This window comes from Spirillospora sp. NPDC046719 (assembly GCF_040645715.1).
Lineage (GTDB): Bacteria > Actinomycetota > Actinomycetes > Streptosporangiales > Streptosporangiaceae > Spirillospora.
In genome coordinates, this window is the sequence record NZ_JBEYYT010000109.1 from 1 (window position 1) to 25,823 (window position 25,823).

At 72.2% G+C, this 25,823-nt stretch carries 26 protein-coding genes and 1 pseudogene; 19 read left to right on the forward strand and 8 right to left on the reverse strand.

Annotated elements, in window-relative coordinates; translation table 11 throughout:
- The 3 genes from ABZ914_RS20125 to ABZ914_RS20135 form a co-directional block, all read right to left on the reverse strand.
- The coding region (locus tag ABZ914_RS20125) for an RNA polymerase sigma factor SigF (protein ID WP_500194728.1) at positions 1-807 on the reverse strand (807 nt) is incomplete at its 3' end.
- Entirely contained in the window at positions 804-1,232 is a 429-nt protein-coding gene (locus ABZ914_RS20130) for an ATP-binding protein (protein WP_500194730.1), read from the reverse strand. The genes ABZ914_RS20130 and ABZ914_RS20125, both read right to left, overlap by 4 nt.
- A 154-nt stretch (positions 1,233-1,386) precedes the next feature.
- Positions 1,387-2,322, reverse strand: a complete 936-nt coding sequence (locus ABZ914_RS20135; RefSeq protein ID WP_500194731.1) for a sugar kinase — start codon at positions 2,320-2,322, stop codon at positions 1,387-1,389.
- A 35-nt stretch (positions 2,323-2,357) separates the two neighbouring features.
- On the opposite strand from ABZ914_RS20135, the gene ABZ914_RS20140 reads away from it, so the two are divergent.
- From ABZ914_RS20140 to ABZ914_RS20200, 13 genes are all read left to right on the forward strand, one after another.
- Entirely contained in the window at positions 2,358-3,545 is a 1,188-nt protein-coding gene (locus ABZ914_RS20140; protein WP_500194733.1) for a DUF5005 domain-containing protein, read from the forward strand.
- Positions 3,546-3,547: 2 nt separating this feature from the next.
- On the forward strand, positions 3,548-4,510 hold the full coding sequence (locus ABZ914_RS20145; RefSeq protein ID WP_500194734.1) for a DUF4432 family protein: 963 nt from the start codon (positions 3,548-3,550) through the stop codon (positions 4,508-4,510).
- Positions 4,507-5,316, forward strand: coding sequence for an SDR family NAD(P)-dependent oxidoreductase (locus tag ABZ914_RS20150; RefSeq protein ID WP_387026880.1), 810 nt, complete (start codon positions 4,507-4,509; stop codon positions 5,314-5,316). Before ABZ914_RS20145 ends, ABZ914_RS20150 begins: the two co-directional genes overlap by 4 nt.
- Positions 5,317-6,129: an SMP-30/gluconolactonase/LRE family protein gene (locus tag ABZ914_RS20155; protein WP_500194736.1), complete on the forward strand. Its 813-nt coding sequence runs from the start codon at positions 5,317-5,319 to the stop codon at positions 6,127-6,129.
- Between the two features lie 17 nt (positions 6,130-6,146).
- Complete coding sequence (locus ABZ914_RS20160) at positions 6,147-7,322, forward strand: DUF5005 domain-containing protein (protein ID WP_500194738.1); 1,176 nt, start codon at positions 6,147-6,149, stop codon at positions 7,320-7,322.
- Positions 7,323-7,326: 4 nt separating this feature from the next.
- Positions 7,327-8,292, forward strand: coding sequence for an alpha/beta hydrolase (locus tag ABZ914_RS20165; RefSeq protein ID WP_500194739.1), 966 nt, complete (start codon positions 7,327-7,329; stop codon positions 8,290-8,292).
- 37 nt (positions 8,293-8,329) lie between these two features.
- On the forward strand, positions 8,330-9,022 hold the full coding sequence (locus ABZ914_RS20170; RefSeq protein ID WP_190852546.1) for a FadR/GntR family transcriptional regulator: 693 nt from the start codon (positions 8,330-8,332) through the stop codon (positions 9,020-9,022).
- A 221-nt stretch (positions 9,023-9,243) separates the two neighbouring features.
- Positions 9,244-10,521, forward strand: coding sequence for an ABC transporter substrate-binding protein (locus ABZ914_RS20175; protein ID WP_500194742.1), 1,278 nt, complete (start codon positions 9,244-9,246; stop codon positions 10,519-10,521).
- Positions 10,522-10,525: 4 nt separating this feature from the next.
- Entirely contained in the window at positions 10,526-11,488 is a 963-nt protein-coding gene (locus ABZ914_RS20180) for a carbohydrate ABC transporter permease (RefSeq protein ID WP_241755229.1), read from the forward strand.
- Complete coding sequence (locus ABZ914_RS20185; RefSeq protein WP_190852542.1) at positions 11,488-12,294, forward strand: carbohydrate ABC transporter permease; 807 nt, start codon at positions 11,488-11,490, stop codon at positions 12,292-12,294. Before ABZ914_RS20180 ends, ABZ914_RS20185 begins: the two co-directional genes overlap by 1 nt.
- A gap of 33 nt (positions 12,295-12,327) precedes the next feature.
- Positions 12,328-15,375: a glycoside hydrolase family 38 N-terminal domain-containing protein gene (locus ABZ914_RS20190; RefSeq protein ID WP_500194743.1), complete on the forward strand. Its 3,048-nt coding sequence runs from the start codon at positions 12,328-12,330 to the stop codon at positions 15,373-15,375.
- Positions 15,372-16,607: an enolase C-terminal domain-like protein gene (locus tag ABZ914_RS20195; RefSeq protein WP_500194745.1), complete on the forward strand. Its 1,236-nt coding sequence runs from the start codon at positions 15,372-15,374 to the stop codon at positions 16,605-16,607. The genes ABZ914_RS20190 and ABZ914_RS20195 overlap by 4 nt, the downstream gene beginning before the upstream one ends.
- Before the next feature lie 120 nt (positions 16,608-16,727).
- Entirely contained in the window at positions 16,728-17,198 is a 471-nt protein-coding gene (locus ABZ914_RS20200) for a GNAT family N-acetyltransferase (RefSeq protein WP_500194747.1), read from the forward strand.
- A gap of 54 nt (positions 17,199-17,252) precedes the next feature.
- Here the strand turns inward: ABZ914_RS20200 and sodN are convergent, their stop codons facing one another.
- On the reverse strand, positions 17,253-17,651 hold the full coding sequence (sodN, locus tag ABZ914_RS20205; RefSeq protein ID WP_500194749.1) for a superoxide dismutase, Ni: 399 nt from the start codon (positions 17,649-17,651) through the stop codon (positions 17,253-17,255).
- A 213-nt stretch (positions 17,652-17,864) separates the two neighbouring features.
- Between sodN and sodX the strand changes: the two genes are divergently transcribed.
- Positions 17,865-18,278, forward strand: a complete 414-nt coding sequence (sodX, locus tag ABZ914_RS20210) for a nickel-type superoxide dismutase maturation protease (protein ID WP_241755228.1) — start codon at positions 17,865-17,867, stop codon at positions 18,276-18,278.
- A gap of 70 nt (positions 18,279-18,348) precedes the next feature.
- Here sodX and ABZ914_RS20215 read toward each other — a convergent pair whose 3' ends face one another.
- Complete coding sequence (locus ABZ914_RS20215) at positions 18,349-19,539, reverse strand: NAD(P)-dependent malic enzyme (RefSeq protein WP_387026889.1); 1,191 nt, start codon at positions 19,537-19,539, stop codon at positions 18,349-18,351.
- Between the two features lie 355 nt (positions 19,540-19,894).
- Here ABZ914_RS20215 and ABZ914_RS20220 point away from each other — a divergent pair, with 355 nt between their 5' ends.
- The 5 genes and pseudogenes from ABZ914_RS20220 to ABZ914_RS20240 form a co-directional block, all read left to right on the forward strand.
- A complete protein-coding gene (locus ABZ914_RS20220) occupies positions 19,895-20,866 on the forward strand; it encodes an ABC transporter substrate-binding protein (protein WP_500194751.1) in 972 nt (323 codons plus the stop codon).
- A 4-nt stretch (positions 20,867-20,870) separates the two neighbouring features.
- Positions 20,871-21,818 carry an amino acid ABC transporter permease gene (locus tag ABZ914_RS20225; protein ID WP_500194752.1) on the forward strand — a complete coding sequence of 316 codons (948 nt, stop codon included), beginning with the start codon at positions 20,871-20,873 and terminating at the stop codon, positions 21,816-21,818.
- Positions 21,819-21,904: 86 nt separating this feature from the next.
- Positions 21,905-22,657, forward strand: a complete 753-nt coding sequence (locus ABZ914_RS20230) for an amino acid ABC transporter ATP-binding protein (RefSeq protein ID WP_500194757.1) — start codon at positions 21,905-21,907, stop codon at positions 22,655-22,657.
- A 131-nt stretch (positions 22,658-22,788) separates the two neighbouring features.
- Entirely contained in the window at positions 22,789-23,757 is a 969-nt protein-coding gene (locus ABZ914_RS20235) for a zinc-binding dehydrogenase (protein ID WP_387026890.1), read from the forward strand.
- A gap of 10 nt (positions 23,758-23,767) precedes the next feature.
- A pseudogene (locus ABZ914_RS20240) lies at positions 23,768-23,821 on the forward strand (hypothetical protein); the annotation flags it as partial.
- 13 nt (positions 23,822-23,834) lie between these two features.
- Here the strand turns inward: ABZ914_RS20240 and ABZ914_RS20245 are convergent.
- From ABZ914_RS20245 to ABZ914_RS20255, 3 genes are all read right to left on the reverse strand, one after another.
- Positions 23,835-24,590 (reverse strand): PadR family transcriptional regulator, encoded by a 756-nt coding sequence (locus tag ABZ914_RS20245; RefSeq protein ID WP_387026891.1) that lies wholly within the window; start codon positions 24,588-24,590, stop codon positions 23,835-23,837.
- Positions 24,591-25,415, reverse strand: a complete 825-nt coding sequence (locus tag ABZ914_RS20250; protein ID WP_387026892.1) for a DUF4097 family beta strand repeat-containing protein — start codon at positions 25,413-25,415, stop codon at positions 24,591-24,593.
- Between the two features lie 127 nt (positions 25,416-25,542).
- On the reverse strand, positions 25,543-25,722 hold the full coding sequence (locus ABZ914_RS20255) for a DUF6104 family protein (RefSeq protein WP_285917101.1): 180 nt from the start codon (positions 25,720-25,722) through the stop codon (positions 25,543-25,545).
- Positions 25,723-25,823 lie beyond the last annotated feature (101 nt).

Consider the following 25,823-nt stretch of genomic DNA (forward strand, 5'->3'; position numbering starts at 1 on the left):
GTCGGCGGTGAGGCCCTCGCGCAGCTGCGCGAGCGTGCGGGCCAGCAGCCGCGACACGTGCATCTGCGAGATGCCGAGCTCCGCGGCGATCTGCGACTGCGTCATGTTGCCGAAGAACCGCAGCAGCAGGATCTTCTTCTCCCGCGCCGGCAGCTTCTCCAGCAGCGGCTTGAGCGACTCGCGGTACTCGACGCCCTCCAGCGACTCGTCGATCATGCCGAGCGAGTCCGCCACGGCGGGCGCGTCCTCGTCGCCGGAGTCGGGCGCGTCGAGGGACACCGTGGAGTAGGCGTTCGCCGACTCCAGGCCCTCCAGCACCTCCTCCTCGCTCATCTGCAGGTGGGCGGCCAGCTCGCTGACCGTCGGCGCCCGGCCCTCGCGCTGGGCGAGGTCGCTGATCGCCTTGGTCAGCGACAGCTTCAGCTCCTGGAGCCGGCGCGGCACCCGCACCGCCCAGCCCTTGTCGCGGAAGTGCCGCTTGATCTCCCCGACGATCGTGGGCGTGGCGTAGGTGGAGAACTCCACGCCGCGTTCCAGATCGAACCGGTCGATCGACTTGATCAGCCCGATGGTGGCGACCTGGATCAGGTCGTCCAGCCACTCGCCGCGGTTGCGGAAGCGGCGGGCCAGGTACTCCACCAGGGGCAGGTGCAGCTCGACGAGCTGGTCGCGGATGCGCTGCCGCTCCGGGTCGCCCTCGGGCAGCTCGGCGAGGCGCTCGAACAGCGCGCGGGCCCGCGCGCGGTCCGGTACGCCGCTCTCGGACCGCTCGTTGCTCGCGCCGGCGATGGTCGTCTTCTCTGTCACGGGGCCCCCGCCGCACCGCGCCGCTTCTGCAGCGTCACGGTCACCCGGTCGTCGGAGCCGATCTGGGCGTCGACCTCGCCGGCCAGCGACGACAGGACGGTCCAGGCGAAGGTGTCCCGGTTGGGCTCCTGCCCGTCCACCGTGATCACCGACACCGAGATGCGCATGGCCTCCCCGGTCAGCTCGAACTCGCACGACAGGTCCGTCCCGGGGACGGCCTGGGAGAGCAGCATCGCGCACGCCTCGTCGACCGCGATGCGCAGGTCTTCTATCTCGTCCAGCGTGAAGTCCAGCCTGGCGGCCAGTCCCGCGGTGGCGGTTCTGAGCACGGACAGGTAGGCGCTCGCGGCGGGCAGCTTCACTGTCACCACGTCGCGCACGGACAACTGTGTACTGGCAGGCATGGCAGCGGTTTCCTCGGTCACGTCACTCCCTCGCAGGATGGTCCCGCTGCTTCCGAAACTACCGCCTGCGGCGCCCACTGCGAGACTCCGGCGCGCACAGGTTTCGACCGGTTGTCCGAGTATTGACTAAATGACTTGGTCTCTGAGGGGGCTCCGGGCCGCCGGACGGCGGGCGTCACGGTCCGGGACGGCGGTCCGGGGGCGGCGGCAGGAGCGCGCCGGGATGGCCGATCACGTCGGCGGCCAGGCGGCTCCCGGCCTCCGCGGCGGCGCGCCGGTCCTGGCCGGCGAGCCGTGCGGCCAGGTAGGCGCCGTTGAACGCGTCACCCGCCGACGTGGTGTCGACCACGTTCACGTCCGGGACGGCGGGGACCGCCTCCATCGCGTCGCGGTCGGCGATCACGCAGCCCTGGGCGCCGAGCTTGACGACGATCTCCGGGACGCCCGCGTCGCGGAGCCGCTCGACGCAGGCCCGCGCGGACGCGTCGCCGTGCACGATCCGGTCGTCGTCCAGGGACGGCAGCGCGATGGAGGTGTGCGCCAGCACGGCCGCGGCGGCCCCGGCCGCCGCGCCGGGGGAGGGCCAGCCGCTCGGCCGGTGGTTGCCGTCGTAGGCGACCAGCCCGCCGCGCCGCCGGGTCTCCGCCAGCACCTCGGCCAGCCGGGCGCGGGCCGGGCCCGTCATGATCGAGAGGGTGATGCCGGACAGGTAGACCAGGTCGTGGCCGGCGATCGCCTCGTCGATCGCGGCGGGCTGGTCGGGGCCGAACAGGTCCCGGGCGGGCGACTCGCTCCGGTAGTGCTGGAACGTCCGCTCGCCGTGCTCGTCGGTGCGGATCAGGTAGAGGCCGGCGCGGCCGCCGGGGCGCACCCGCGCGTACCGGTCGCCGACGCCGTGGGCGTGCCAGCGCGCGCGCATCTCCGCGCTGTACGGGTCGTCGCCGGTGACCGTGACGAACTGCACGTCCAGCGCGCCGGGCGCGGCGCTGCGCGCGAGGTAGGCGGCGGTGTTGAAGACGTCTCCGGCGTAGCCGAGGGCGAGCCGGTCCGGCGAGAGATGCCGCAGTTCGATCATGCATTCGCCGATGAGGGCGACCCGGGGAACGTTCACGGACCGCACGATACATCTAGACAACAAGTCATCTGATGACCAGACTTCTGGCCGTGCGCAGAAGATCCCCCTGGCGCGGCCTCGCCGCCGGCGTTCTCACCCTGGCCCTGTCCACGACGACCTTCACCGCTCCCGCCCGTGCCGCCGCCACCGCCGCGCAGGCGTGCGGCGGCACGCCGACCCCCGCCTTCCGGAGCTCGGCACCCGACGCCGGGCTGAACACCCTGTTCACCCGCTACGGGAACGACAACCGCCGGACCGACGACTGGACCGGCGCGGACGGCACGTTCTCCACCACCCTGCCCGGCGGGCGGGTGGCGTTCGTGTTCTCCGACACCTTCCTCGGCAAGGTCGACGCCGACGGCGGCCGGTCGCCGGTGGTCGAGGAGGGCGGCACCACCCCCTTCATCAACAACTCGTTCGTGGTGAAGTCCGGCGACCGGCTCAGCACCGTGCACGGCGGCACCCGCGAGCAGCCGAAGGCCGTGATGCCGCCGCGCGACGACAAGCACTGGTACTGGGCCGGCGACGCGATCACCGCCGGCGGCAAGGTCCAGGTGACCTACCAGGAGTACGAGCGGTTCGGCCCCGGCATCTGGGACTGGCGCTGGCTCCGCAACGTCGTCGCGAAGTTCCGGCCGGACCGGCTGTCGGAACCCGCCAGCGTGACCGCGATCCCGTCGTCCAAGGGGATCTCCTGGGCGTCCTGGCTGGAGCGGTCGGACGGCATGATCTACGTCTACGGCGTCGAGGACCTCGGCGACACCAAGTACATGCACCTGGCCCGCGTCCGCGGCACCGACCTGACCAGGCCGTGGGAGTTCTACGCGGGCGGCGGCGCCTGGTCGCGGAACGAGGCCGACTCCGCGCGGATCATGGACGGGGTCGCCAACGAGTACAGCGTCACCCGCATGGGCGGCGCCTACATGCTCATCACCCAGGACACCACCGAGAAGTTCAACACGAACATCGTCGCGTACTTCTCGTGCTCGCCGCAGGGCCCGTTCACCGGCAAGACCACCGTCTACTCGACGCCCGAGACCGGCGCGAACGGCAGCTACGGCAACCCCAACGTCTTCACCTACAACGCGCACGCCCACCCGGAGCTGAGCCGCCCCGGCAGCGTCGTCGTGTCCTACAACGTCAACAGCTTCGTCAACACCGACCACTACAAGGACGTCACCATCTACCGGCCCCGCTTCGTCGACCTGAAGTTCGGCTGACGATGGCGTACCGACGGCATCGCCCGGCCCGCAACTGGGGCGCGCGCCTGCACGAGATCACCTGGTTCGGGATGCGCGCCGTCGTGCTGGAGAACGAGCTGCTGCGCGTGACCGTCCTGGCGGACAAGGGCGGCGACGTCGCCGAGTTCTGCTACAAGCGGCGCGACATGGACTTCGTCTGGCTCGCGCCGGACGGGATCCGCAACCCGCGCGACGTGGCGGGCGGCGCGGGCGACGACGTGGCCGCGTTCCTCGACCACTACGAGGGCGGCTGGCAGGAGGTGCTGCCCAACGGCGGCGAGCCGAGCACCTACCGCGGCGCCGCGCTGGCGCAGCACGGCGAGGTCGCCGGGCTGCCCTGGGACGTCGAGATCGCGGCCGACGACCCGTCCGAGGTCGCGGTGCGGCTGACCGTGCGGGCGCGGCGCGTGCCGCTGCGCGTGGTGAAGACGTTCCGGCTGGCGTCCGGCGAGCCGGAGCTGCGCGTCGACGAGGAGCTGACCAACGAGTCGGGGGTCGAGCTGGAGGTGATGTGGGGCCACCACATCGTCTTCGGCGCCCCGTTCCTGCGCCCCGGGCACCGGATCCGGCTCCCGGACGGGGTGGCGGCCGGGCCGGAGCTGGCGGTCGTCCCCGAGCACGGCGCGCCGAGCGACATCCACTACCTGTCCGGGTTCCGGGACGGCCGCTACGAGATCATCGACCCGGACGCGGGCCTCGGCCTGCGGGTCCGCTGGGACGCCGCCGTCCTGCCGGACCTGTGGCTGTGGCGGGAGCTGGGCGCCGCCAAGGAGGCGCCGTGGTGGGGCCGCGCGTACGTGGTGGGGCTCGAACCGTTCGCCGGACGGCCGACCGAGGGCCTCGCCGAGGCGGTGCGCAACGGGTCGGCGCTCACCCTGCGGCCGCACGAGACCAGGCCGCTGTGGCTGCGCGCGGCCGTGATCGAGGGGGAGGAAGCGCGATGAGGGCAGGCGGCGGGGAGTTCGCCGGCAAGGTCGCCGTGGTCACCGGAGGGTCGCTCGGCATCGGCCGGGCGGTGGTGCGGCGGCTCGCGGAGGACGGTGCCGCGGTCGTCTTCTGCGGCATCGACGAGGACGGCGTCCGCGCCGCCGAGGCGGAGCTGCGCGGCGGCGGCCTGGACGTGACCGGCGTCGTCGCCGACGTCACCGACGCCGCGCAGATGCGCGGCCTCGTCGGCCGCGCGGTCGACGCGCACGGCGGGCTCGACACCGTCGTCACCTCCGCCGGGATCCAGCGGTACGGGACGGTCGAGGACACCCCCGAGGAGCTGTGGGACGAGGTCCTCGACGTCAACCTCAAGGGCGTCTTCCTGGTCTGCAAGGCGGCCGTCCCGGAGCTGCGGCGGCGCGGCGGCGGCACGATCGTCACGGTGTCGTCGGTCCAGGCGTTCGCGTCGCAGGACCGGGTCGCCGCCTACACCGCGAGCAAGGCCGCGATCAACGGGCTCACCCGGGCGATGGCGCTGGACCACGCCGCCGACGGCATCCGCGCCAACGTCGTGTGCCCCGGCTCCGTCGACACCCCGATGCTGCGCTGGGCCGCCGACCTGTTCCGCGGCGGGACGAGCCAGGACGACCAGGTCGCCGAGTGGGGCCGGGCGCATCCGCTGGGCCGCGTCGCGCGGGCGGAGGAGGTCGCCGAGGTGGTGGCGTTCCTCGCCGGCCCGCGCTCCTCGTTCATCACCGGGGCCGAGCACCGCGTCGACGGCGGCCTGCTCGCCCGCAACCCCGCCGCACTCCCGGAGGTCTGAATGCCCGCCGCCCGCGTCTTCTTCGACGGCCTGTTCAGCAGCCCGCGCCTCGACCACCCCGAGTGCGTCGCGGTCCATCCCGACGGCAGCGTCTGGTGCGGCGGGGAGGCGGGCCAGATCTTCCGCGTCGACCCGGCGGGCGGGAGCGTCGAGCAGGTCGCGACCACCCACGGGTTCGTGCTCGGCATCGCGTTCGACGCGTCCGCCTCCCACCTGTACATCTGCGACATCCAGCATCCCGGCGTGTTCCGGCTGGAGCTGGCCTCGGGTGAGGTGTCGCTGTTCGCGGACGGCGCGGACGGCCACCGCTTCGTCAACCCCAACTACCCGGTGATCGACGCGGCCGGCCGGATCTACGTCTCCGACAGCCGGCAGATCGACGCCCCGGGGCCCTCGGTGTTCCGCTACGCGCCGGACGGCACCGGCGAGGTCTGGGACGACCGTCCGATGGCGTTCGCCAACGGCCTCGCGCTGGCACCGGACGAGTCGGCCCTGTACGTCGCCGAGTCGTTCCTGCCCGGGATCACGCGCGTCGAGATCCGGGCGGACGGCACCGCGGGCGACCGCTCGACGGTCGCCGAGCTGCCCGGCACGGTCCCCGACGGCATCGCGTTCGGCCCCGACGGCCTGCTCTACGTCGGCCTCTACGAGCCCAGCGAGGTGCTGCGGCTCACCCCGGACGGGCGGCCGGAGTCGGTCGTCCGCGACCCCACCGCCCACCTGCTCTGCCATCCGACGAACCTGGCGTTCCGGGGCACTACGGCGTTCGTGGCGAACCTCGGCCGCTGGCACATCAGCGCGTTCGACCTCTGACCCCCAGGAAGGTCCGCATGCGTCTTCTCGTTCGTGCGGCCGCGGCTTCGACGCTGGCCGCGACCGCACTGCTCGCCCCCTCGGCCGCGGCCCACGCCGCCGCTCTGACCTGCGGCGGGAGCGCCGCGCCGACGTTCGGGACGGCGACGCCCGACAGCTCGCTGAACGCGCAGTTCACCTCGTACGGCAACGGCAACGCGCTGCTGGACGACTGGACCGGCGCCGACAGCACCTACTCGGTGAAGCTGCCGGACGGCCGGACGGTGTTCGGCTTCTCCGACACCTTCCTCGGCAAGGTCAACGCGGACGGGTCGCGGCCGATGGCCGTCGCCGACGGCGGCACGACCCCGTTCGTGAACAACACGTTCGTCGTGCGGTCGGCGGCCGGCGCGTTGACCGGGACCGCGCACGGCGGCACCGCCGCGAACCCGACGGCCCTGCTGCCGCCGCGCGACGCGTCGCACGTCTACTGGGCGGGCGACATGACGATCAATGGCGGGGAGATCCAGCAGCCGTACCGCGAGTACAAGGTCGGGTCCGGCGACCTGGACGTGACGTGGGACGCCAACGTCCTCGCGCGGTTCTCCACGAGCGACCTCACCCGGCCGACCTCGGTGACCTCGCTGCCGTCCGGCAGCGGCGTCATGTGGGGGTCGGCGCTGCTGCGGGACGGCGGCTACACCTACGTCTACGGCACCGAGGACCTCGGCTCGGGCGGCAAGCACATGTACGTCGCGCGGGTGGCGGGCACCGACCTGCGCGGGACGTGGAGCTACCTGGCGGCGGGCGGCGCATGGTCGCCGTCGGAGTCGGCGGCCGTGGAGGTGCTGGGCGGCGTGTCCAACGAGTTCAGCGTGAGCAAGCGCGGGAACTTCTACATCCTGCTCACGCAGGACACCAAGGACGCGTTCAGCGCGCAGATCGACACGTACCTGTCCTGCTCGCCGGCCGGGCCGTTCACCGACGAGAGGACCGTCTACAACACGCCCGAGGGCGGGCCGTTCGGCTCGTACGGCGACCCGGACGTCTACACCTACAACGCGCACGCGCACGCCTCGCTCACGACGGCGAACAAGCTCGTGGTGTCGTACAACGTCAACAGCCTCGACACGACCACGGGGCCGGCGCGGGACGTGTACCGCGACGTGAGCATCTACCGCCCGCGCTTCGTCGACGTCCCCGTGACGGGCTGATCCGGTGGATCCCGAACTGTCCGAGGCGCTCGGCGGGATGCCGTACGTGAGCCTCGCCGACCCGGTCAAGGCGCGCGCCGCGATGCGGGACCTGGCGGCCGCGCTGTCGGGGGAGCCGGCGGCCGACGCGCGCGTGGACGTCGCCGACCGGACGGTCCCCGGCGGCGTGCCCGTGCGGGTCTACCGGCCGCGGCGGCCCGCCGGTCCGGCCCTGGTGTACTTCCACGGCGGCGGGTTCGTCACCGGCGATCTGGGCAACGAGCACCGCCGCTGCCTCGGCTTCGCCGCGGAGCTCGGCATCGTGGTGGTCTCGGTGGACTACCGCCTCGCGCCCGAGCATCCGTTCCCCGCGCCGTTCGAGGACGCCTGGACCGCGACCGCCTGGACGCACGCGCACGCGGCCGAACTCGGCGCCGATCCCGGCCGCATCGCGGTCGGCGGCGGCAGCGCGGGCGGCGGGCTGGCGGCGGCGGTGGCGCTGCGGGCGCGCGACGAGGGCGGGCCGCCGCTCGCCTTCCAGCTGCTGCTCTACCCGGTGCTCGACGACCGCATGGACACCCCGTCGATGCGGGCCTACACCGAGCCGCCGCTGTTCAACCGGGGCGAGGTGGAGCAGATGTGGCGCCACTACCTCGGCCCGGCCCGGGGGACGCCGGGCTGGGAGACGCCCGTGTACGCGGCCCCGGCCCGCGCGCGGGACCTGTCCGGGCTGCCGCCCGCGTACGTGCTGGCGGCCGAGGCCGACCCGCTGCGCGACGAGGACCTCGCGTACGCGCTGCGGATGATCGAGGCCGGCGTGCCGGTCGAGCTGCGGCACGTGCCGGGCGCCTACCACGGCTTCGACGGCGTCCTGTCGGCGGCGGTGGCGCGCCGGGCGCTCGCCGACCAGCACGCCGCGCTGCGCCGGGCGTTCCTTCTCGAGCCCGGACACCGCCTCGACCCTGGACATCCCGGTACATCAAGTGATTAGATGACTTGACTTCTTCCGGGAGTGAACGAGGTAACGAATGTCCAAGGATGTGGCCCGGCCCAGCCTCTCCGACGCGCTCACCGAGCGCGTGCTGGAGCTGATCCGCTCCGGCGGGCTGCGTCCCGGCGACCGGCTGCCCTCGGCACGGGAGCTGTCCGAGCGCTTCGCGGTGACCACCCCCACGCTCCGCGAGGCGCTCCGCCGGCTGGAGGCCACCGGCGCCGTCCAGATGCGGCACGGCTCCGGCATCTACGTCGGCGCCGACCTGGAACGGGTCGTCATCCCCAACCCGAACGTCCGGCCCCTGCAGGGCGACCAGCTCCTCCAGCTCCTGGACGCCCGGCTGCTCATCGAACCCCCGCTCGCCGCGATGGCCGCCCGCCGCGCCGAACCCGGCGACCTGGAGCGGCTGCGCGCCGGCCTGGACCAGGCGGGCCGGCACCTGGAGGGCGAGGACGCCGAGCTGGACGCGGCGAACATGTCCTTCCACCGCGCCACCGCGCACGCGTCCGGCAACGCGGTGCTCGGCGAGGTCATCGACTCGCTGCTGTCGGTGCACGGCGCCGAGCAGCGGGAGATACTGCGGATCTTCGACGACCGGCGCCGCGACCACGAGGACCACCGGGCCATCCTCGGTGCCATCGAGGCCGGCGACGCCGAACGCGCCGAGGAGCTGATGCGCGCCCACCTGCGCGACGTCACGAAGGTCATCGCGTCCCGGCTCGCCTGACCCACCGCCCGCCCGACCCACCGGCGACACCCCTTCCGACCGCCCCACGACCCACCGCCCGTCACCGGCCGCCCGCCCGCTCAGGGCCCGCGGTCTCCTTCGGCACACCCTCGACCGGCGACACCCACCCCACCCTCCACCACCTCCGCACCCCACCACCGTCCGCACACCGGAACACCGTCAGCCGACCTCCAACCACCCCACGAACCAGGGAGGCCCCCATGCCGTCGATGCGCATGCGCACGACCGCCGTCCTCGCGGCGGCCGCGGCGCTCGCCGCGGTCGCGGGCTGCGCCTCGGGCAACGACTCGGGAGGGTCGAAGTCCGGGCTCAGGCTCTACAACGACAAGGGCGCGTGGAAGCCCTTCTTCGAGCAGATGAGCGCGCTGGGCAAGCAGCAGACCGGGCTGGACATGAAGCCCGTCGGGTACACCGACGAGCCCACCTACACCGCGTTCATCAAGTCCTCGTTCCGCACCAAGGTCAAGCCGGACCTGTTCACCTGGCAGACCGGCGGGCGCCTGGAGGAGATCGTCGCGCAGAACCAGGTCGCCGAGACCACGTCGATCTGGCAGGACGCCATCAAGAGCGGCGACCTCACCCAGGACCTCGCCAAGTACTACACGGTCGGCGGCAAGCAGTACTGCGTGCCGCTGAACACCGGGTACTGGGGCATGTTCTACAACAAGAAGATCTTCGCGAAGTACGGGCTGGCGCCGCCCGCCACCTGGGCCGACCTGATGAAGATCGCCCAGACCCTGAAGGGCAAGGGCCAGGTCCCGTTCAACCAGACCACGCCCACCTCGCTGTTCTCCTTCGCCTGGTTCGAGCAGCTGCTCGCCGGCACGGACCCCGACCTGTACGAGCGGCTGTCCACCGGTCAGGCGTCCTACACCGACCCCGGCGTGGTCAAGGTGATGGAGCAGTGGAAGTCGATGATCGACTCCGGCTACTTCTCCAACCCCGGCGACAAGGCCGACCCCGCCGACCACTTCAAGGCCGGCGACGCCGCCATGGTCATCAGCGGCACCTGGTTCAACACCAGCATGACCCAGCGCGGCCTCAAGCTCGGCACCGACTACGGGTTCTTCCTGATCCCGAACGTCCAGCCGTCCCTGCCGAAGCGGTCGCTGATCTTCGAGAGCGGGCCGCTGTGCTCGCTGCGCAAGGCGCCCGACTCCGCCGCCAGCACCAAGTACCTGAAGTGGTGGGTGACCCCCGCCGCGCAGGAGAAGTGGGCCAACGCGCGCGGCGACGTGTCCGGCAACCCCAAGGTCAAGATCGCCGACCCCGAGCTGGACAAGATCACCAAGGAGGCCGCGAACGGCGGGAACCGGTTCGTGCTCCGCTACTTCGAGGCCGCGCCCGCGCCCGTCCTGACGGCCGCGCTCAGCGGGTTCGACGGCTTCCTCAGCAAGCCCGGCTCGTACATGTCGGTCCTCAAGGACATCCAGAAGGCCAACGAGGACTACTGGAAGACCCACAAGGCCGGAAGCTGAACCGATGACCGACCAGACGACCGCCGTGCGCGCGAGGACCCCGCACCGCCGCGCGCACGGCGGGCACCAGCGCGGCGGGGGAGGCGGGCGCCTCCCGAGCGGGTTCGCGATGCACGGCCGGTTCCGGCACGCCTACCTCACCCCGGCCGTCCTTTTCGTCGCGGTGCTCATCTACCTGCCGTTCCTGTGGACGGCGTACCTGAGCCTCACCAGCTACGACGGGCTCGGGTCGCCGAAGTTCACCGGGCTCGACAACTACCGGCGGCTGTTCCAGGACGAGGCGCTGCTCACCTCCGTCCGCAACACCCTGCTGTGGGTCGCGGGCACCACGATCCTGCCGGTCGGGCTCGGCCTGCTGGTCGCCGTGCTGTCGTACAACATCAAGGGTGGCGCGTGGTACCGGCTGCCGTTCCTCATCCCGTACGCCATGTCCGGCGCCGGCCTCGGCCTCATCTGGGGCTTCATCCTGCAGCCCGACGGCATGGCCAACCAGGTGCTGTCGTTCCTCGGCATGCCCGGCGGCCACACCGAGTTCCTGCAGGACGGCCCCCGCAACACCCTCGCGATGATCGTGGTGTGGGCGTGGCAGCAGCTCGGCGTCAACATGCTGCTGTTCGTCGTCGGCCTCCAGTCGATCCCGCGCGCCCCCATCGAGGCCGCCCGCATCGACGGCGCGTCCGGCTGGCAGCTGTTCCGGCACGTCATCTGGCCGCTGATGCGGCCGCTCACCACCGTCGTGTTCGGGCTGGCGCTGGTCGCGAGCCTGAAGACGTTCGACATCGTCTGGGTGATGACGCAGGGCGGCCCCGGCCGCACCTCCGAGACCCTCGCGGTCACCATGTACCGCCAGGTCTTCGTCGCCGACGAGTACGGCTACGGGTCGGCGATCGCGGTGGCGCTCACCACCGTCACCGGCCTCGCCTCCTACGTCTACCTGCGCCACCAGCTCGCCAGGGAGGGCTCCTGATGCGCCGCGCCGTGCTGATCGTCCTCGGTCTGGTGTGGCTGTTCCCGACGTACCTGATCGTCGCGAACGCCGTCCGCCCCGCCGGCGACTACGATCCGTCCGACGCGGTGAAGCCGCCGGGGTCGGTCGGCCTGTTCGACAACATCTCCGAGGCGTGGAGCCGCACCGACGTCGGCTCTACCATCGGCAGCACCGCGATCTACAGCCTGGTCGCGCCGGCGCTCGCCGTGCTGTTCGGCGCGCTCGCCGGGTACGCGATCGTGGTGCTGCGCGTCCGGTTCGGCTTCCTCTGGTTCATCGTGATCTTCGCGGGCACCGTCGTGCCGTTCCAGATGCTGCTGGTGCCGCTGTTCGTCGGCTACAGCAAGGTGTCGCTCTACGACAACCAGATGGGCCTGGTGCTGGTCCACACCGCGATCAGCGTCCCGCTCGCCGCGCTGGTGATGCGCAACTTCTTCGGCTCGGTGGCCGTCTCGATCTTCGAGGCGGCGCGGCTGGACGGCGCGTCCACGTTCCGCATCTTCTGGCGCATCTACCTGCCGCTCTCGTCGGCCGCGCTGGCCGCGGTGTTCATCCTCGAGTTCACCTACGTCTGGAACGACCTGCTGTTCGGGCTGACGCTGGCGCAGTCCGACAACGTGCGGCCGGTCTGGGCGGAGCTGTCGGCGCTCACCACCGACGTGTACGCCGGGACGCCCGTCCCGGTCGCGCTGGCCGCCGGGCTCGTGGTCTCGCTCCCCACGGTCGTGCTGTTCCTGGCGACGCAGCGGCTGTTCACCCGCGGGCTGACGCTCGCCCAGTTCTGACCCCCCGGTCACAGTCATTCTGAGAGGACACGGATGACCAGTCGGCTCCTGACGGAGAGCCTCGGTTCCCCGGACTACGACGGAATCCGCGCCGCCCTCCGCCACGACACCTCCGCGGAGGTGCTCGCGGTCCGCGGGCTGTCGGTGCGGGCGGCGGTGCTCCCGCTGTTCAGGCGGGACGCGGCCGGCGCGCTCCGGCAGGCCGTCCGGATCGAGGCGGGCCCCGGGCTGACGCTGCGGCTCGGCGACGCCGAGGAGCGCACCGACGACGCGGGCCGGGCGACCCTGCTCGTCCCGGCCGTCGACGCCCCGCGCCGCCTCACGCTGGAGGTGCGGGACGGCGCGGGCCTCGTCGGCGCCGCCCCCCTCGACGTCACCCCGCAGCGCAAGTGGAGCGTCTTCGTCGTCCACCACTCGCACCTGGACATCGGCTACACCGACACCCAGGGCACCGTGCTGCGCCACCACCTGGACTACCTGGACGCGGCGCTGCGGCTGTCCCGGGAGACCGACGGCCGGCCCGACGACGCCCGGTTCCGCTGGTCGGTGGAGTCGTCGCTGCCCGCGCTGCGCTGGCTCGCCACCCGGCCGGACGACCAGGTCGCCGAGTTCGTCGACCGGACCCGGAGCGGGAACATCGAGGTCACCGCGTTCCCCATGCAGCTGCACACCGAGGCGTGCTCGACCGACGAGCTGTACCGGCAGCTCCGGTTCGTCAAAGACCTGCGGGACCGGCACGGCATCGACGTCCGCTCGGCGATGCACACCGACATCCCGGGCGCGGTCGTCGGCGTCGTCGACGCGCTCAACGCCGCGGGCGTCCGGTACCTCGCGGCGGCGCACAACTGGGCGGGACGCTCCGTCCCCTACATCACCGGCGGCGACAAGCTCGGCCGCCCGTTCCGCTGGCGGGCGCCGAGCGGCCGCGAGCTGATCGTGTGGTTCACCGACACCCCGCACGGCATGGCCTACATGGAGGGGAACACCGTCGGGCTGGTCGACGGCTACGACCTCGCCGAGGACCTGCTCCCGCGCTACCTGTCCTCCCTCGCCGACCGGCCCTACCCGTACGGGCCGGGCACCTTCGGCTGGTACGCGGCCCCCGGCCAGGTCGGCGCCGACAAGGCCCCCGACGTCCTCGACGCCGTGCACCTGCGGGTGCAGGGCGCGCACGCCGACAACGCCGGCCCGTCGATCATGCCCGCCGACATCGCGCTGCGCTGGAACGCGACCTGGGAGTACCCGCGGCTGCGGATGGCGACGAACGCCGACTTCTTCGCGCACGTCGAGGAGCACCACCACGACCGGCTCCAGGTCCACGAGGGCGACTGGACCGACTGGTGGGCCGACGGGCTCGGCTCCGGCGCCCGCCCGCTCGGCCACGTCCGGCGCGCCCAGAACGTCCTGCGCACCGCCGAGACCCTGCACGCCCTCGCCGGCGCCGAGGCCGAGGGGCTCGACGACGCCTACGACAAGGCCGCGCTGTTCGACGAGCACACCTGGGGCGCCGCCAACCCGTGGGAGGACGCCGAGGAGGGCACCGACTCCGGCGGCCTGCAGTGGACCCGCAAGTCCGCGGTCGGCTACCAGTCCTACGACGACGCCCTCGACCTGCTGCAGGCCGGGGCGCGGCGGTTCGGCGCCGCGCTCGCGCCCGCGCCGGACGCGCTCGCCTCGTTCGCCGTCCTGAACCCGGGGTCCGCCGCCCGCACCGACGTCGTCCGCGCCTTCCTGCCGCGCGACGTGGTGCCCGTCGACATCCCCGTGACGCTGCTCGACGCCCGCACCGGCGAACCGCTGCCGCACCACGAGGAGGAGGTCGACCCCGACGAGTGGCCGACCCGCCCCATCGGCCGCCACCTGGAGGCCGTCGTCCCGGACGTCCCCGGCATGGGACGCGTGCGGCTGGACGTCGTGCGCGGCGAGGCCCCCGCGCCCGCGCCCGTCGACCTCGGCCGCGACGGGGTGATCGAGAACGAGTACTACCGCGTCACCTACGACCTCGCCGAAGGCCACCTCTCCTCCGTCTTCGACAAGGCCGCCGGACGCGAACTGGTCAACGCCGACGCCGCCGCCGGGTTCGGGCAGTACGTCTACGACCGGTACGCCACCGCGCCCCACTTCAACCACATGTCCGGGCACATGCTCGTCCACGACCGGACGCTCCTCGGCGACCGCGCCCTCGGCCGGCACGCCGCCGTCGTCAGGTGTGAACGCACCCCGGTGGGAGAACGCCTCATCGTGGAGCTCACCGGAAAGGGCGTCGACTGGATCCGCACGACCCTCGACCTGCACGCCGGCGTGCCGCGCCTCGACCTGCGCTTCCAGCTCGGCAAACAGCCCACCGCGACCAAGGAGGCGGTGTTCTTCGCCTTCCCCTTCGCGGCCGGCGGGCCGCCCGCCGCGTGGGAGCTGACCGGCGGCGTCGGCGGCACCGGCGTGCCCAGCGTCCCCGGATCGGCCGAGCACATGCGCCCGATCCGGCACTGGGTCGCGTTCGAGGACCCCGACCTGACCGTGGCGTGGGCGACGCTGGAGGCGCCGCTCGTCCAGTTCGGCTCCATCCACATGCCGTACGCGCCGTTCCCGCCCACCGTCGACGACGAGCCCGCCACCGTCTACTCCTGGGCGCTGAACAACATCTGGGACACCAACTTCCCGTCCCAGCAGCAGGGCGAGACCACCTTCCGGTACGCCGTCGCGTCCGCCGCCGGCGGGCTCCCGGGCCGGCGGCTCGGCGCCCTCGCCGCCGCCGGGCTCACCGACCCGTTCGTCGCGACGCTGACGACCGGCGCCGGGACCGCGCCCGCCGCGCCGGCCGAGGCGTTCGCGTCGGTCGACGACCCCGACGTGCAGGTCACCTCGATCGGGCGGAACGGCGCCGACCTGGTCGTCCGGCTCCGCTCGCTCTCCGCCGCGCCCGTCGAGACGACGCTGACCGTCCCCGGGATGCGCCGCGCGATCGTCGACTCCGGGCTCGGCCGCGACGCCGCCGAGGCGCCCGTCCGCGACGGCGCCGCGACCGTCCGCCTGCCCGCCTGCGGGATCGCCGCCGTCACGGTGAAGGGGAACACCGAATGAAGATCACCGGCATCCGGGCCACCACCGTCGCGGTCCCGCTGGAGGCGCCGCTGCTGCACAGCAACGGCGCGCACTGGGGCCGCTTCGTCCGCACGATCGTCGAGGTCGAGGCGGACAACGGCCTCGTCGGGCTCGGCGAGATGGGCGGCGGCGGGCAGAGCGCCGAGGACGCGTTCCGCGCCCTCGCGCCCTACCTGGAGGGGCACGACCCGTTCGAGCTGGAGGCCCTCCGCTTCAAGATCGCGAACCCGACGGCGAGCCTCTACAACAACCGCACCCAGATGCTCGCCGCCATCGAGTTCGCCTGCCTCGACCTGGTCGGCAAGCACCTCGGCGTCCCCGTCCACGACCTGCTCGGCGGCCGGGTCCGCGACAGCGTCCCGTTCGCGTCCTACCTCTTCTACCGCTACCCGGGCGCGGACGGCCGGACGCCGGAGGTCCGCACCCCCGAGCAGCTCGTCGCGCACGCCCGCGACCTCAAGGAGCGGCACGGCTTCGCCGTCCACAAGCTGAAGGGCGGCGTCTTCCCGCCCGCCTACGAGCTGGAGTGCTACCGGGCGCTCGCCGAGGCGTTCCCCGGCGACCGGCTGCGCTACGACCCCAACGCGGTGCTGAGCCTCGACGAAGGGCTCCGGTTCGCGAAGGCCATCGAGCACATGAACAACGACTACCTCGAAGACCCCGTCTGGGGCCTGGAGGGGCTGCGGCTCGTCCGCGAGAAGACGCCGACGCCGCTGGCCACCAACACCGTCGTCGTGAACTTCGAGCAGCTCGCCACCAACGTGCTGCACCGCGCCGTGGACGTGGTGCTCCTCGACACCACGTTCTGGGGCGGCATCCGCGCGTGCGTCAAGGCGGCCGGGATCTGCGACACCTTCCAGCTCGGGGTGTCGGTCCACTCGTCGGGGGAGCTCGGCATCCAGCTCGCCACCATGCTCCACCTCGGCGCCGTCCTGCCGAACCTCACCTACGCCGCCGACGCGCACTACCACCACCTCGCCGGCGACGTCATCGAGGGCGGCCCGTTCCGGTACGCGGACGGGCGGATCGCGGTGCCGTCCGGGCCCGGCCTCGGCGTCACGCTCGACCGCGACAGGGTCGCCGAGTACGCCGAGCTCTACCGCGAGCTCGGCGGCTACCCCTACGACCGCGACCCGGGCCGCCCCGGCTGGTACCCGCTCGTCCCGAACCAGCGGTGGGCGGACCCGGACAAGCCGCTGGTCGCCCTCTAGACCCGGACAGGCCGCTGGTCGGCCTCTAGATCCGGAGGCGCCGCCGGAGACCCGGAGGCGCCGCCGGACGCGCTCTGGCCGGGGACGGCGCACGCGGCGGCCTGGCATAGCCTTTCCGGCATGATCCGCCCAGCCGTCCCCGACGACGTCCCCGCGATCCTCCGGCTCATCCGCGAGCTGGCGGAGTACGAGCGCGCCCTGCACGAGGTGAAGGCCACCGAGGAGCAGCTGCACGCGAGGCTCTTCGGCGACGACCCGCGCGTCCACGTGCTCATCGCCGAGCACGGGGGCCGGGTCGCGGGGTTCGCCGTGTGGTTCCTCACATTCTCGACGTGGAACGGCACGCACGGCATCCATCTGGAGGACCTGTTCGTCGATCCGGCCGTCCGGGGCCACGGCCACGGCAAGGCGCTGCTCACCGAGCTCGCCCGCATCGCCGACGAGCGGGGCTACGAGCGCGTCGAGTGGGACGTCCTCGACTGGAACGAGCCCGCCATCGGCTTCTACCGGTCGCTCGGCGCGCGCCCCCAGGACGAGTGGACCACCTACCGCCTCACCGGCGACTCCCTCACCAAGCTCGCCCGCTCCTGACACAACGACCGAGGCCCGGCCCCCGCGGGGGCCGGGCCTCGGTGTTCAGGCTGGTCAGCCCTGCTTGGTCTCCCAGAAGATCTTGTCGATCTCGGCGATCTTGCCGAGCAGGTCGTCGGCGACCTTCGGGTCCATGCTGCCCTTGGTGCCGGAGGCGCCGGCGAGCTTGGTCGCCTCGTTGAACAGCTGGTGCAGCTGGGGGTACTTCTCGAAGTGCGGCGGCTTGAAGTAGTCGGTCCACAGCACCCACAGGTGGTGCTTGACCAGCTCGGAGCGCTGCTCCTTGATCAGGATCGCGCGGGCGCGGAACTCCGGGTCCTCGTTGGCCGCGTACTTCTCGCAGATCGCCTTGACCGACTCGGCCTCGATCCTGGCCTGCGCCGGGTCGTAGACGCCACACGGCAGGTCGCAGTGCGCGGAGACCGTGGTCTTCGGGCGCAGAAGCTTGAACACCTGCGATTCCCTTCCCTCGTTGCGGATCATGCTCAGGTCACCGACATTACCCTTGTGCCCCGGGGCCCGTCCGGCCAGGGCGCTCGGTATTTCGGCCTAGGACCCGGACCGCGGCGCGACCCGGAACCCCTTCCAGCGGTGAGATGTACCCGTGGCCGCGCGACTATGCGGCCCGGCGCGCGAAAGCGCCCGTGCACGAAGGCGAGGAGAGCGATGCGGATGCGCCACCCGGTGGCCTGGACGCTCGGCGGTGCGCTGCTGCTGGCGCTGGCCGGGACGCGCGGGCGGCTGCGGACGGTCGCGGTGGACGGCGACTCGATGCTGCCCGCGCTCGCGCCGGGGGACTGGCTGGTGGTGCTGGCGGGCGTCCGGCCCCGCCCCGGGGACGTCGTCGTCGCGAGGCACCCGGAGCGGGCGGACGTGCTGATCGTCAAGCGGGTGGCGCACCGGTCGGGGACCGGCTGGTGGCTGGAGAGCGACAACCAGCGCGCCCGCGGCCGCCGCGACAGCTGGGACTTCGGTGCCGTCCCGGACGGCCACGTCCTCGGCCGCGTCGTGGCCCGGTACTGGCCGTGGCGGCGCGCGTCCGTCCGTCCGGGGGCCGGTCGGGCCGTGGACGGGCGGTAGGAGGCGGCGCGGTCCGCGCTCCGCGGGTGGGGAGCGCGGACCGGCGCGAGGCGCGGCGGAGCGGGGCGGGTCAGATGCGGTTGACGCCCTCGGCGCGGGCCTGCGCGGCGACCGCGGCGGTGACGGCGGGCGCGACCCGGTCGTCGAAGGGGTTGGGGATGACGTAGTCGGCGGTGAGGTCGTCGCCGACGATGTCCGCCAGCGCGTTCGCGGCGGCCAGCTTCATGCCCTCGGTGATGGAGTGCGCGCGGACGTCGAGCGCGCCGCGGAAGATGCCGGGGAAGGCGAGCACGTTGTTGATCTGGTTGGGGAAGTCGCTGCGGCCGGTCGCGACGACCTTGGCGTGCCGGCGCGCGACCTCCGGGTGCACCTCGGGGGTGGGGTTGGACAGCGCGAACACGATCGCGCCGTCGGACATGGTGGCGACGCACGACTCGTGGACGGTGCTCCCGGACAGGCCGATGAACACGTCGGCGCCGCGCAGCGCCTCCTCGGTGGAGCCCTTCAGGTGCGACCGGTTGGTGATCGCGGCGATCCGCTGCTTGACGGGGTTGAGGCCGTCGCGGCCCTCGTGGATGAGGCCCTTGCTGTCGGACAGCGCGATGTCGCCGATGCCGGCCTCGATGAGGATCTGCGAGACGGCGATGCCGGACGCGCCGGCGCCGGCCACGACGGCGCGCAGCTCCGACAGCGGCTTGCCGACGAAGCGGGCGGCGTTCTTCAGCGCGGCGAGCGCGACGATCGCGGTGCCGTGCTGGTCGTCGTGGAAGACGGGGATGTCGAGGGCCTCGCGGAGCCGGTCCTCGATCTCGAAGCAGCGGGGGGCACTGATGTCCTCGAGGTTGATGCCGCCGAAGCTCGGCGCCAGCCGGATCACGGTGTCGACGATCTCGTCGACGCCGGTGCAGTTCAGCGCGATCGGCACGGAGTCGACGTCGGCGAACTCCTTGAACAGCAGCGACTTGCCCTCCATGACGGGCATGGACGCGGCTGGGCCGATGTCGCCGAGGCCGAGGACGGCGGTGCCGTCGGTCACGACGGCGACGACCTTGGACGTCCAGGTGTAGTCGTAGGCGAGCTCGGGGTTGTCGGCGATGGCGGTGCAGACCCGGGCGACGCCGGGCGTGTAGGCGAGGGACAGATCGTCCTTGTTGCGGACCGGGATGGTCGACCGCATCTCGAGCTTGCCGCCGCGGTGCAGCGGGAAGGCCGGATCGTCGTCCAGTGAGAGCGGTTCGGTGGGAATGGGCTCGGCAGCCACAGCGACCCCTGTCAGTGAAAGTTGGCTTTCGGGCGATGCCGCCGCGGTGGTGTGGTCTGGTGGCCGTCACCTGGTGGACATCTCGCGACGTACGGGGGTCACCCGTTGTCCGATTGTGCCACACGGGGTCCCGCCGATCCGGGGCGCGGGGCGGTGGCGACCGTCACTGATCGTCGCGGACGGTGCGCGGATCATGGCGTAGAGTGCTGGAGCCCGAGGTGGCGACGGGGGTGCCGGGCTGCCTCGTTGTCCGATTGTGTCGCACCCTTTATCCGCATCGGCCCTGGTGTGCGCCAAAATGTGCACTTGACCTCAGGATCCGTGCGGATCCGATGCGACCTCTGGAGGGGGACCTGTGATCACTGGTTCTCTGCGCCGCCACGCCGTCGCGGCGGGCGCGCTCGTGCTGACAGGCGCCCTCGCCCTGTCGGCCTGTGGCGACGACAACGGTTCCGGTGGCGGCGCCGCCGCGCCGACCAAGTCCGTCGGGGACATCTTCTCCGGCATCACCCAGGACGCCTCGCTGAACGCCAAGCTGGCCCCGGACGTCAAGTCCGCGGGCAAGATCACCGTCGGGACCGACCCGTCGTACGCGCCCAACGAGTTCTACGACACCGACAACAAGACGCTGATCGGCATGGACCTCGACCTCGGGAAGGCGCTGGGCAAGAAGCTCGGCGTCGAGTTCGCCTTCCAGAAGGCCGGCTTCGACGCGATCATCCCGGGCATCAAGTCCGGCCAGTACCAGCTCGGCATGTCCTCCTTCACCGACAGCAAGGAGCGGGAGAAGACGGTCGACTTCGTCACCTACTTCACCGCCGGCTCCGCGCTGATGGTCAAGAAGGGCAACCCGCAGAACCTCAAGCCGGACGACCTGTCGCTGTGCGGCAAGAAGGTCGCGGTCGAGAAGGGCACCGTCCAGAACGACGAGGTGTCGTCCACGGTCGACGCGGCCAAGGGCCTCGGCACGCGGACGAAGAAGTGCAAGGACGCCGGCAAGCCCGGTCCGATCGGCCAGCCCTACCCGGACCAGAACGGCGCGAACCTGGCGCTGAGCAGCGGCCGCGCGGACGCGGTGCTGGCGGACTCGCCCGTCATCGACTACGCGGCCAAGCAGTCCGGCGGCCAGTTCGAGGTGTCCGGCGCGACCTACGACACCGCCCCGTACGGCATCGCGGTCGGCAAGCAGCTCGGCACCACCAAGGACGCGATCCTCGGCGCGCTGAAGGCGCTGCAGGCCGACGGCACGTACAACAAGATCCTCGACAAGTGGGGCATCACCAGCGGGGCCAACACCTCGCCGCAGATCAACGGCGCCACGAGCTGACCGGATGACTGTCACGGACGAGACGTCGCGCGAGGGCCGGCCCGAGGAGATCCGGGCCGTCCCCGTGCGCCACTGGGGACGCTGGGTCGCCGCGGTGATCATCGCGTACATCGCGGTGTGGGCGATCTACAGCGTCGTCAACAACCCCAACTTCGGCTGGGACGTCATCGGCCAGAACTTCACCATCACCGCGGTGATGACCGGCATCGGCAAGACGCTGGAGCTGACCGCCATCGCGATGGTGATGGGCGTGGTCGGCGGCGTGCTGCTGGCGATCATGCGGCTGTCCCCGAACCCGCTGATCTCCGGGTCCGCCTGGCTGTACATCTGGGCGTTCCGCGGCACCCCCGTGCTGGTGCAGATCCTGCTGTGGGCGTTCATCAAGGCCCTCGTGCCGCAGCTGTCCATCGGCATCCCGTTCGGCCCGACGTTCGCGCACTTCGACGCGAACTCGCTGATCACCCCGTTCGTCGCGGGCTGCCTCGGGCTGGGGCTGAACGAGGCGGCGTACATGTCGGAGATCGTGCGGGCCGGCATCCTGTCGGTCGACCAGGGCCAGGCGGAGGCGGCGAGCGCGCTCGGCATGAGCCGCGCCAAGACGATGCGGCGGATCGTGCTGCCGCAGGCGATGCGGGTGATCATCCCGCCGACCGGCAACGAGACGATCTCGATGCTGAAGACGTCCTCGCTGGTGTCGGTGATCGCGGTGCCCGAGCTGCTGTACTCGGTGCAGATCATCTACGGCCGGACGTACCAGACGATCCCGCTGCTGCTCCTGGCCAGCATCTGGTACCTGATCATGACGTCGATCCTCACGGTCGGGCAGTTCTACCTGGAGCGCTACTTCGGGCGCGGCACCGCGCAGCGGCAGACCATGCTGGAGCGGATGTGGGCGGGGCTGCGCAACTCCCGGCGCGCCTACCGGGAAACGGTGGAGGGGAGGGAACGATGAGCGGACCCAGCCTGGACAAGTCCGGCGCGGAGCCCGCGGACGACGTGCCCCCGGGCGCCGTGCCCGCCGCCTCGTCCGGCGGGCCGATGGTGCGGTCCGAGGGCGTCTGCAAGTCCTTCGGCCGGCTGGACGTGCTCAAGGGCATCGACCTGGAGGTCATGCCGGGCGAGGTGATGTGCGTCATCGGCCCGTCCGGGTCCGGCAAGTCGACGTTCCTGCGCTGCATCAACCACCTGGAGAAGATCAATGCCGGGCGGCTGTGGGTGAACGGGCACCTGGTCGGCTACCGGGAGCGCGGCGGCAAGCTGCACGAGCTCCGCGAGAGCGAGGTCGCCGCGCAGCGCCGCGACATCGGCATGGTGTTCCAGCGCTTCAACCTGTTCCCGCACATGACGGCGCTGGAGAACGTCATGGAGGCGCCGGTCCAGGTCCGGCGGATCCCCCGGGCGAAGGCGCGGGAGGCGGCCGTCGCGCTGCTGGAGCGGGTCGGGCTCGCCGACAAGGCGCGCAGCTACCCCTCGCAGCTGTCCGGCGGGCAGCAGCAGCGCGTCGCGATCGCGCGGGCGCTGGCGATGGAACCGGCGCTGATGCTGTTCGACGAGCCGACCTCGGCGCTCGACCCGGAGCTGGTCGGCGAGGTGCTGGAGGTCATGAAGCAGCTCGCGCTGGACGGCATGACGATGATCGTCGTCACCCACGAGATGGGCTTCGCCCGCGAGGTCGGCGACTCGCTCGTCTTCATGGACGGCGGCGTCGTCGTGGAGAAGGGCACGCCCCGCGAGGTGCTCGCGAACCCGCAGCACCAGCGCACGCGGGACTTCCTGTCCAAGGTGCTCTGACTCCGCGCCCGGGGCGGTGGCCCCGGCGCTCCGGGGCCCGCCCCGGAGTTCGTGGAACGCGTTCCGGACGGCCCGTCCCCGCGGTGGGGGCGGGTCGTCCGGCGTCCCGGCCGGGCGGTTAGTGTGCGTTCATGTTCGCTGTCACGGCCACACAGATCGACGCAGACAATCCGCTGAACGGGCTGACGCTGGGCGAGCGGCCCGATCCCGAGGTGCCGGACGGCTGGACGACCGTCACGGTGAAGGCCACCGCGCTCAACCACCACGACCTGTGGTCGCTGCGCGGCGTCGGGCTCCCCGCGGACCGGCTCCCGATGATCCTCGGCTGCGACGCCGCCGGCGTCGACGAGGACGGCAACGAGGTCATCGTGCACTCGGTGATCGGCGACCCGGAGCGCGGCGGCGGCGACGAGACCCTCGACCCGAAGCGGTCGCTGCTGTCGGAGCTGCACCAGGGGACGCTCGCCGAGAAGGTCGCGGTGCCGCGCCGCAACCTCGTCCGCAAGCCGGCGGAGCTGTCGTTCGAGGAGGCCGCGTGCCTGCCGACGGCGTGGCTGACCGCCTACCGGATGCTGTTCGACAAGGCGGGGCTGCAGCCCGGCGCGACGGTGCTGGTGCAGGGCGCGGGCGGCGGCGTCGCGACCGCCGCGATCGCGCTGGCGTCGGCGGCCGGGTTCCGGGTGTTCGCGACGAGCCGCAGCGAGGCCAAGCGCAAGCGCGCCCTGGAGCTCGGCGCGGACGTCGCCGTGGAGTCCGGCGCGCGGCTGCCGGAGCGGGTCGACGCGGTCATCGAGACCGTCGGCCAGGCGACGTGGTCGCACTCGCTGAAGTCGCTGCGGCCGGGCGGCCGGATCGTGGTGTCCGGAGCCACCAGCGGCCAGGTGCCCCCGGCGGAGCTGAACCGGGTCTTCTTCCTGCAGCTCCAGGTCGTCGGCTCCACGATGGGCACCCGGGAGCAGCTCGAACGGCTCGCGCGGTTCCTGGTGAAGACCGGCACCCGCCCGCTGATCGACCGGACGCTGCCGCTGTCGCGGGCGCGGGACGGCTTCGCCGCGATGGAGGAGGGCGACCTCTTCGGCAAGATCGTCTTCACTCCGTGACGGCCGCGCCGCGGCGGGCCGTCGTCACGCGGCGTCCCTGACGGCGGCCCGCCGCGCCTCGGCGGCGGAGGGGACGGTCAGTCGCGGTCCCGGTCTCGGTCTCGGTCTCGGTCTCGGTCTCGGTCGAGGATCTCGGTGCGCAGGCGATCGCGGGTCTCGTCCAGGAGGGTCTGGACGGCGGCCAGGTCGTCGTCGCTGAGGCGGGACCGCTTCGCGGCCTTCCGGACGTCCTCGACGAACCGGCGCAGCAGGCGCTCCAGCTTCAGGCGGGCGATGTCCTCGCGGCTGCCGGTCGCCGTCTTCCAGGCGTCCTCCCAGTTCTGCCGCCACTCCTCCTTCCACGCCTGCTTCTGCTCGCGCCAGAAGTCCTTCTGCCGCCGCCACTCGTCCTTCTGCCGGTCGGTGGTCTCCTTCCACGCCTCCTTGGACGTGGTCTTCCCCTGGTCGCGCATCGTCCGCGCGGCCTGCGTCAGCTCCTCGCGCAGCGACCGGACGGTCTGCCGGACGTCCTGCTGCACACCGCGCGCGAACTCCTGCGCCGACGCGGTGATCTCCTCCTCCAGCTCGGCCAGCTCGTCCATCCGGCGCTCCAGCTCCTCGCGGCCCTTGTCGGTCAGCGAGTACACCTTCTTGCCCTTGACGACCTCGTGGGTGACCAGGCCCTCGGCCTCCAGCCGGGCCAGCCGCGGATAGATCGTCCCGGGGGAGGGCGAGTACACCCCGAGGAACCGGTCCTGCAGGATCCGGATCACCTCGTAGCCGTGCCGCGGGCTCTCCTCCAGCAGCTTCAGCAGGTACAGGCGGAGCCGGCCGTGGCCGAAAACGGGGCTCACTCACTTCTCCATTCGCGGGGTGCTGATCTCCGGGGCCGCGTCGTCGCGGCCGAGGAGGGTGATCGAGCCGGACACCGAGTTGACCGACAGCCGGCCCGACCCGTCGCCGATCTTGCCGGAGACGGTGGTGGCGACGGCCCGGTCGGTGCGGCCGAGTTCGGGGAAGGACGTCTCGATCCGGCCGGCCGCCGCGTTCAGCGTCACCCGCGCCCCGGCGGACTCGGGGATCCGCAGCGCGACCTCGCCGGAGACCGTGTTGACCTCCACCCGCCCGTCGCCGACCAGGTCGACGTCGGCGGCGATGCGGCCGCTGACGGTGCGGGCGGTGAGCTGCTCGACCGCGCCGCCGGCCAGCGCCAGGTCGCCGGAGACGGAGGTGAACGACACCGTGCCGTCCAGGCCCTGCGCCTCGATGTCGCCGGACACCGTGTTGGCGTCGACCGCGCCGGTCACCCCGTCCAGCGTGATGCCGCCGGACGCGCACTTGATGGACGTGCGGGCGGTCAGCCCCGTGATCACCGCGTCGGCGGACACCAGGTTGACGGTGACGGGGCAGTCGTGCGGGACGGTCACCGTGATCGCGGCGCGGGCGTTGCGGGTGCGCAGCCAGCTGAGCACGCCCTCCAGGAGCCGGTCGTGCGCGATGGTCAGCATCCCGGCCTCGTGCGCGATCACCAGCGGCGGCCCCTCGACCTCGCTGATCATGACGGACGGACGCTCGTCGGAGGCGAGCACGGAGACGGTGCCGGCGATCAGCGTCGTGCGCAGCGTGACCACGCCGTCGAAGTCGAGCGTGGTCGGTTCGTCGATCGTCCAGCGCGGCATCGCCTCATGCCCTTCGTCCGAGGGTTTCCTTCGAGTAACACGATATGTCGCGTCACTCAAAAGTCAAGATGTATCGCGAACCCCGGCGCTCCGCCCCCGCCGCACCCCGGCGCGCGTCAGCGCGGCGTCAGTCCTCGTCCTCGTCGTCGAGGCGGGCCAGCCAGGTGGCGAGGCGGTCCACCGGCGTCTCGAACTCGGGGTTCAGGTCGACGAACTCGCGGAGCCGCTCGGCCAGCCACGTCAGGCTGACCTCCTCCGCGCCGCGGCGCTCGGCGAGCTCCTCGATGCCCCGATCGGTGAAGTACATGTGATGGGTTCCCTCTAACGCAGTCGCGGCGCCGGCCCCCCCCCCGGGGGGGGGGCGGGGGGGGGCCCACGCGGGCCCGCCACGCCCCCCAGCGGGCCCAC

Coding starts and splice junctions, on each gene's coding strand:
- ABZ914_RS20255 (WP_285917101.1), bottom strand. CDS start 25,722: ATGTACTTCACCGATCGGGGCATCGAGGAGCTCGCCGAGCGCCGCGGC.
- ABZ914_RS20235 (WP_387026890.1), top strand. CDS start 22,789: ATGTTCGCTGTCACGGCCACACAGATCGACGCAGACAATCCGCTGAAC.
- ABZ914_RS20200 (WP_500194747.1), top strand. CDS start 16,728: ATGATCCGCCCAGCCGTCCCCGACGACGTCCCCGCGATCCTCCGGCTC.
- ABZ914_RS20190 (WP_500194743.1), top strand. CDS start 12,328: ATGACCAGTCGGCTCCTGACGGAGAGCCTCGGTTCCCCGGACTACGAC.
- sodX (WP_241755228.1), top strand. CDS start 17,865: ATGCGGATGCGCCACCCGGTGGCCTGGACGCTCGGCGGTGCGCTGCTG.
- ABZ914_RS20180 (WP_241755229.1), top strand. CDS start 10,526: ATGACCGACCAGACGACCGCCGTGCGCGCGAGGACCCCGCACCGCCGC.
- ABZ914_RS20185 (WP_190852542.1), top strand. CDS start 11,488: ATGCGCCGCGCCGTGCTGATCGTCCTCGGTCTGGTGTGGCTGTTCCCG.
- ABZ914_RS20140 (WP_500194733.1), top strand. CDS start 2,358: ATGACCAGACTTCTGGCCGTGCGCAGAAGATCCCCCTGGCGCGGCCTC.
- ABZ914_RS20175 (WP_500194742.1), top strand. CDS start 9,244: ATGCCGTCGATGCGCATGCGCACGACCGCCGTCCTCGCGGCGGCCGCG.
- ABZ914_RS20225 (WP_500194752.1), top strand. CDS start 20,871: ATGACTGTCACGGACGAGACGTCGCGCGAGGGCCGGCCCGAGGAGATC.
- ABZ914_RS20145 (WP_500194734.1), top strand. CDS start 3,548: ATGGCGTACCGACGGCATCGCCCGGCCCGCAACTGGGGCGCGCGCCTG.
- ABZ914_RS20230 (WP_500194757.1), top strand. CDS start 21,905: ATGGTGCGGTCCGAGGGCGTCTGCAAGTCCTTCGGCCGGCTGGACGTG.
- ABZ914_RS20160 (WP_500194738.1), top strand. CDS start 6,147: ATGCGTCTTCTCGTTCGTGCGGCCGCGGCTTCGACGCTGGCCGCGACC.
- ABZ914_RS20195 (WP_500194745.1), top strand. CDS start 15,372: ATGAAGATCACCGGCATCCGGGCCACCACCGTCGCGGTCCCGCTGGAG.
- ABZ914_RS20250 (WP_387026892.1), bottom strand. CDS start 25,415: ATGCCGCGCTGGACGATCGACGAACCGACCACGCTCGACTTCGACGGC.
- ABZ914_RS20150 (WP_387026880.1), top strand. CDS start 4,507: ATGAGGGCAGGCGGCGGGGAGTTCGCCGGCAAGGTCGCCGTGGTCACC.
- ABZ914_RS20155 (WP_500194736.1), top strand. CDS start 5,317: ATGCCCGCCGCCCGCGTCTTCTTCGACGGCCTGTTCAGCAGCCCGCGC.
- ABZ914_RS20170 (WP_190852546.1), top strand. CDS start 8,330: ATGTCCAAGGATGTGGCCCGGCCCAGCCTCTCCGACGCGCTCACCGAG.